Here is a 6132-nt window from a genome sequence, read left to right as displayed (position 1 = left end):
ATAATTTCGGGGGCTTTAAAAAAGTAGCGAGGCTAAACGCTATGATTGGCGCTGCACGGTCCCCAGCAGAGCAAATTCTGCAGATTCAAAATCTATTGAATTCTGGCTATGTTTTTGCGCAATCCGGATATGACCTGTCCCGTCCAATCCCCACCAAGCCTCTCGCGAAAGAATTGGGCCGCCGAAAAGGTAAGGAAGGCGATCTGCTCAGAAGGATCGTCGAGGCATCGCCCGACATCATTTACACGTTTGATCTGCGTCAGCGCAAAACGCGAGCGTTCAATGACAGCGTCGAACGCGTACTCGGATACGCTGGCGACGTTCCCCTTTGCCCTTGCGACGCTGCTTTGGAGCCGTTCGTCCATCCCGAGGACGCCGACGAGGCGGGCGCAACGCTCGGCATGCTGACTGGTCTGGTCGAACGGCAAAGCGCCGAAGTCACCTTTCGCATCAAATGCGCTGACGGCCATTGGCGTTGGCTTTTGCATCACATTGTCGTCCTGAGCCGTGGTCGCGATGGGCAAATCGATCGGCTGCTCGGCATCGCTACGGATGTGACCGCGCGAATGAATGCCGAGCGTGAGTTTCAGTCGCTCTCGGCGGATGTGCCCGAGCTCATCAGTGCGGAAAGACGGCGCATCGCTGCCGAGTTGCATGATTCAACGGCGCAGCATCTTGCAGCAATCAGCCTCGGGCTGGCGCAGTTGAAAAGACTCATCGCGCTGACGCCGCAGGCGAAAGATGTGATGAGCGACATATCGACTTCGATCGACGAAGCGGCACGGGAAATCCGCGCGTTCAGCTATCTGATGCACCCTCCGCATGTGGAAGAGCACGGCCTCGTAGGCGCTTTGTCGGACTTCACCCATGGCTTCGCCAAGCGCACGGGGTTGCAGGTGAATACCGATCTTCCCGGCGATCTCGGTGAACTTTCCTGCGACGTCCGCGTCGCCATCTTCCGGATCGTCCAAGAGGCCTTGATGAACGTTCATCGTCACGCGAAAGCGGCTACGGCAGGATTGTCGCTGAGCGTTGTCGATCGTGTCGTTCGCTTACGCATCTGGGACGACGGCGAGGGGATCTCCTGCGATCAAACGGGCCGTCCGCCGATGGGGGTCGGATTGAGGGGGATGCGCGATCGTGTGGAGCGTTTCGGTGGAACGCTCACCTTCGATTCCGCCCGTGGCGGAACGAGGATCGAGGCCGGGATTCCAATCTAGCGTTCGATCCCTTCATGCCGAAAAGATCGGGCCAGCAGGCATTGACCGGCGTCAACCGGGGTCGATCGCGTTCAAGGGTTTTTCGCGGCGGTCCAGGTCAACGCGATGCCGTGTGCGATGAGATCGCATGAGATCAATAGACCGATCGTCCAGAGGCCGGAGAGGGGCCATTGCGCGATCAAGAGACAGCCGAGAATGAGCGAAAGCGTCGCGGCCAAAACCAACGCCGCGTTCGACCGTCGGGATTGATCGAAAAATGCCCAGCCTGCCTTGAAGATGCCGGACGCGACGAGGGCGACGCCGAGGATCAGCGTCAGAACCAGCGAAGCACCGAGCGGGTTGAGGAGCGCGTAGAGGCCGCCTGCCACATACACCAACCCCAGGAGAATGGCGGCCCAGCGCGAGCGCCGCGTTCCGGCGTGCGACGACAGGAACGGTTGAATGATCTGGACGATGCCGGCGACCAGCATGAGGATGCCGTACCACATGACGCCGACGATGGTCAGGCCGAATGTCATGTAGAGGCCCGCAAGGCCAAGAAACAGCGCTACGAGACCTGCAATAAAAAGCCAGAAACGCGCGTTCTTGCTGTCGCTTCGTATTGCCGAGCCGCCCGCCATCATCGTTCTCCGTTATGCCGCTCCAGAGTAGACAGCTTTCCTACGCCACGATCAAGCGGCTCGATTCGAGCCTACTTGCTCAAGCCGTAGAGATAGGCCTTGAAGTCGTGAATCTGACGAACGTTCAATGTGATCTCGGGCATGTCGGGATGGTTGATCATCAGGCCTTCGCCCAGAGCCTCGTCCAAATTCTCGATCGGATAACGCTGATGTAAATCGCGGAATGGGATCACGCCCGCTTTTGGGCTGTCGCCGCTTTTTCCGATCGCGTGACAAAGCGCGCAGTATTTCTGGGCGATGGCTTGGCCCCGGCGCGCATTTCCCTGCGCGGCCTGGGCGCCGGTGACACTCAGTAAAACGGCAACGGCACCAAGTAACAGTGTTGTCTTCATGATCCGAGAATCCAGCTTTCTATTCTCCTTTAGAAGAGTTCGGTTAATGGACTGAGAATGAATTCAGGAGAGGGCCGGGCGCGGGAACGGACCGCGCAGTTGCTCGATCAAATGGCCTATCTTCAAGACGCCGAGATCGTCAAACCGGCGACCCACGATTTGGATGCCCGTCGGCAAGCCGAGTTCGGAAAGACCGCTGGGAACCGACAAGGCCGGACATTGGCCGACGAAGTTGAAAGGGCACGTCATGCTCGAACCATGATACCGCCCTTGCGCATCCTCAAAAGCGAAGTCGGAGCCATTCGATTCGAGATCGGGCGCTGGGCGTGACATGGTCGGACAGAGGAGCGCGTCGTATGCTTGGAGGATCGGGTTGAGCGCTTCCCAGGCTTTGGTTCGCACGCGTTCGATTGACTTGTACTTGACAGCGCTCATCGCGAAACCCTGCTCGATATACGCGACGATCGACGGGTCCATCAGATCGCGCCGATCCTGCAGATGCTCGCCGTAGAACGTGGCCATGTAGACGGCCCAATAATCGTCCCAGGCTTTGCCGATTTCAGTCGTCCACGGAAGGTGAACCTCGTCGACGACCGCGCCCGCGTCCCGCAGCCGATCCACAATCGCATCAAGATTGCGCCGCACGTCGGCATCGAGGGCGTAGTGGCCAAGATCAGGTGAGAGCGCCAGGCGCCATTGGCGCGGGTCGCTGTTGAGATCGCTCAGAATCGGACTTGGTGCGGGCAGGGACATGATGTCGGAATCATCGGGCCCCTGAACACAGGACAGAAACAGAGCCGCGTCCTCGCAGGATCGCGCCAGAGTTCCGAAATGGGCGATGGTTTCGAACTGACTCGGCAGCAACGTGAAAGGGATGCGGCCGAGGCTCGGTTTGAGCCCCACAATGCCGCAATGGGATGCGGGAATGCGAACCGAGCCGCCCATGTCCGTACCTTCCGCCAGACAGACGGATCCCGTCGCGACGGCCACCGCCGATCCGCCCGAGCTGCCGCCAGAAGTGCGGCTCCGGTTCCATGGATTTCGCGTATGACCGAAAAGAGGCGAGCGAGTGTACCCGGAACTCGCAAATTCGGGCGTCGTGGTCTTGCCGACGATGATGGCGCCGGCGGCACGCAATCGCTGGACGATCAGCGCATCGGACGGCGTCACGTGGCTTTCGAAGATGCGCGATCCTGACGTTGTCACGCATCCTGCTATCGGCGTCATGTCCTTGATGGCAATCGGCACGCCATGCAATGGCCCAACGGTCGCTTCGGAAAAAATCGCGTTCTCGGCTCGTCGCGCGTCGGCGAGCGCCTGGTCGCCATATAGCGCGCTGAACGCGTTGCAAGCCGCATCGACTGTTTCGGCGCGTTGCAGCGACGACCGAATGACCTCGACCGGTGAGATTTCCTTGTTCCGAATGGCAGCGGCCAATTGGACGGCAGACCAGGACGTCGGATCCGATGCGGCCATGTCAAGCTCCAGCCAGAGTGCTCAGGTCGAGGACGTCTGAACGATCAGCCTGTCGCGATCGCRCAATGAGGGAAACAATCGGCCCCACAGGGAGGCGACGAGGACGGTCGCAGCACCACCGCAGACGACCGCGGGGACGGCGCCGATGAGTGCTGCAACCGAGCCGGATTCGAACTCGCCGAGTTCATTCGAGGCCCCGATGAAGATCGTGTTCACGGCGGCGACACGTCCCCGCATGGCATCAGGGGTGTCGCTTTGCACGAGTGTCTGGCGAACGAAAACGCTCACCATGTCGGCGCCACCGAGAATGAAAAGGCAGAGCAGGGAAAGAGGAAGTGAAGTCGACAGGCCGAAGCCGATCGTCGCAAATCCGAAGACGGCGACCGCCATCAGCATGCGCTTTCCCGCGTTCTCCGCGATGGAATAATGCGCGAGGTAGAATGCCATGCAGAGCGCCCCTGCGGCGGGCATGCTTCGCAATAATCCGAGACCCCAAGGCCCGACCTGCAAGATTGTTTGCGCGAAGATCGGCAATAGCGCTGTCGCGCCACCGAGGAGTACGGCCACGAGGTCGAGTGAAATCGCTCCGAAGATCACCGGCCGTGAACGGATGAATGTAAGGCCGGCCATCAACGTCTCCCACGAGACCTTTTGGCGGACGGTTTCCGCTCGCCGATGGCTGAGGCTCGCGACGAGAATGGCGGCGATGAAAAAGCACACCATCGCCGTACCGAAGACCACCGTCGGGCCGAGCACGTAGAGAAACCCGCCGATAGCGGGCCCGGAAATGGTGGCGGTCTGGTTGATGGAGGAGTTCCAAGCGACCGCATTGCCGAAATGTTCGCGGGGGACGAGGTTCGGCACAAGCGCTTGGCTCGCCGGATTGCCGAAAGCGCGGGCCGTGCCGATGAGTGCGACGAAGACGTAAATCGGCCATACCTCCCGCACGGCGAACCACGCGCAAAGGAAGAGGCCCATTGCCGACAAAGCGGTCAGCACGTGAGACGCTGCGATGATCAGCCTTCGATCGAAATTGTCCGCCACATGTCCGGTGAGAAGAGCGAAGGCGATGGCCGGCGTGAAGGCGACGAGGCCGACGAGACCCAGGGCCCAGGCGCTGTGGGTGATATCGTAGACGAACCACCCGACGGCGACGTTGTGCATTTGCAGTGCCATGCCTGCCAGGAGCCGGGACAAACCGAAAAGCCGGAAATCCGCGGATCTAAAGGCCGCCCAGCCTTTGCTGGTTGCTGACATGGAAAGCGAGGTCCTTGGTCGGAAAGTTCGAGAGAGGGCCGATCGTTCTTAGCCGGATAATCTCTTATGGGTTCAGGATCAACTATCGAACCTGGTCAAAGTCGACGCGCGATCAGAAATAGACGCGGAAAGCGCAGGAGAACTTTTCCATCGAATTGCTCCGGGTAGGCTTTCGCGATTTCGCTGACGTAAGCGGCCAGAAAGTCGCGCTTCGCGGCCTCGTCGAGCGGATCGAGGAAGGGCCGCAGGCCGGTGCTTTTTAACCACTCGACGATGGCGGATGCCCCCTCAAGCGGGTGGACATATGTCGTCCGCCATAGATCGACCGCGCAGCCGGCGCGCTTCAGGCTGGAATAATAGGCGTCGAACGTGCCGATTTTTTCGCGAACGGTAATTGCTCCCCTCAGGCGCGCTTTCCAAGGTCCGCGCGAAGCGACTTCGCGCATCAACACATGGGAAGGCTCGTCGAGGTTGTCCGGAACCTGGACGGCGAGGCACCCGCCGGAGTTCAATTTGGCGCATAGTTTCGGCAGCAGGGCGAGGTGGTCAGGAACCCATTGCATCGCCGCGTTGGCGTAGATCAGGTCGAAGGGGTCAACAGGATCCCATTGGGCGATATCGCCCTTCTCGAAATGCAGGCCAGGAAGTCGTTGGCGTGCTTTGGCGAGCATGTCGTCGGAGGAATCCAGTCCGGTGATCTGAGCGCTGGGATAGCGTTGGACAATGAGCTCCGTGCTGTTGCCCGGGCCGCAGCCGAGGTCGATGCAGCATTTCGCATCGGGGAGCGGAACGCGAGCTAAAAGGTCTGATGCAGGACGGGTCCGTTCCTCTTCGAATTTCAGGTATTGACCGGCGTTCCAATCAGCCAAAGGCGCCTCCTATTCATCCAACTGCCAGGATTTCGGGTTCTTCGCATCGGCATTTTCGACATCTTGCCCATAGAGCGAGGACCAGCTCCGCAGCACGATCGCCATCATCATCAGACCGAAAAAGGTCCCCAAGGCACCCTCGACCAACTTCCAATCCTCGGCGTCGGCACCGAGGATTGCCGTTTGAATGGCTGCCGTGAGTCCCGCGAAGGCGAGAGCGGCGATGATCGGCGCGCGAACGACCAGCCAATAGGCCGCCGCCCCGAAAGTGGCGCCCACCAAAAGCCCCAATCCCAAC

The 6132-nt window shown here is 60.0% G+C and carries 7 protein-coding genes and 1 pseudogene; 2 read left to right on the top strand and 6 right to left on the bottom strand.

All coding sequences use genetic code 11. The features are described 5' to 3' along the window. Window positions 1-41 precede the first annotated feature (41 nt). Both AC1DT3_RS10215 and AC1DT3_RS10210 read left to right on the top strand, forming a co-directional pair. A pseudogene (locus AC1DT3_RS10215) lies at window positions 42-524 on the top strand (PAS domain-containing protein); the annotation flags it as partial. Between the two features lie 42 nt (window positions 525-566). After that, window positions 567-1220 carry a sensor histidine kinase gene (locus AC1DT3_RS10210; RefSeq protein ID WP_477465145.1) on the top strand — a complete coding sequence of 218 codons (654 nt, stop codon included), beginning with the start codon at window positions 567-569 and terminating at the stop codon, window positions 1218-1220. 71 nt (window positions 1221-1291) lie between these two features. Here the strand turns inward: AC1DT3_RS10210 and AC1DT3_RS10205 are convergent, their stop codons facing one another. From AC1DT3_RS10205 to AC1DT3_RS10180, 6 genes are all read right to left on the bottom strand, one after another. Continuing rightward, window positions 1292-1843, bottom strand: coding sequence for an HdeD family acid-resistance protein (locus AC1DT3_RS10205; RefSeq protein ID WP_477465144.1), 552 nt, complete (start codon window positions 1841-1843; stop codon window positions 1292-1294). Window positions 1844-1911: 68 nt separating this feature from the next. Continuing rightward, the gene (locus AC1DT3_RS10200; RefSeq protein ID WP_477465143.1) at window positions 1912-2232 is read right to left on the bottom strand and encodes a c-type cytochrome; all 321 of its coding nucleotides are present in this window, start codon (window positions 2230-2232) and stop codon (window positions 1912-1914) included. A gap of 63 nt (window positions 2233-2295) precedes the next feature. After that, window positions 2296-3708, bottom strand: coding sequence for an amidase (locus AC1DT3_RS10195; RefSeq protein ID WP_477465142.1), 1413 nt, complete (start codon window positions 3706-3708; stop codon window positions 2296-2298). A 21-nt stretch (window positions 3709-3729) separates the two neighbouring features. Continuing rightward, the gene (locus AC1DT3_RS10190; protein WP_477465141.1) at window positions 3730-4965 is read right to left on the bottom strand and encodes an MFS transporter; all 1236 of its coding nucleotides are present in this window, start codon (window positions 4963-4965) and stop codon (window positions 3730-3732) included. A 95-nt stretch (window positions 4966-5060) separates the two neighbouring features. After that, window positions 5061-5834 (bottom strand): trans-aconitate 2-methyltransferase, encoded by a 774-nt coding sequence (gene tam, locus AC1DT3_RS10185; RefSeq protein ID WP_477465140.1) that lies wholly within the window; start codon window positions 5832-5834, stop codon window positions 5061-5063. Window positions 5835-5843: 9 nt separating this feature from the next. Next, a partial coding sequence (locus AC1DT3_RS10180) for a hypothetical protein (protein WP_477465139.1) occupies window positions 5844-6132 on the bottom strand: 289 nt, incomplete at its 5' end.

This window comes from Microvirga sp. P4_G7, assembly GCF_056401005.1.
Note: the sequence above shows the minus strand (reverse complement) of the source record. Positions and strands in the feature narration are given on the sequence as shown.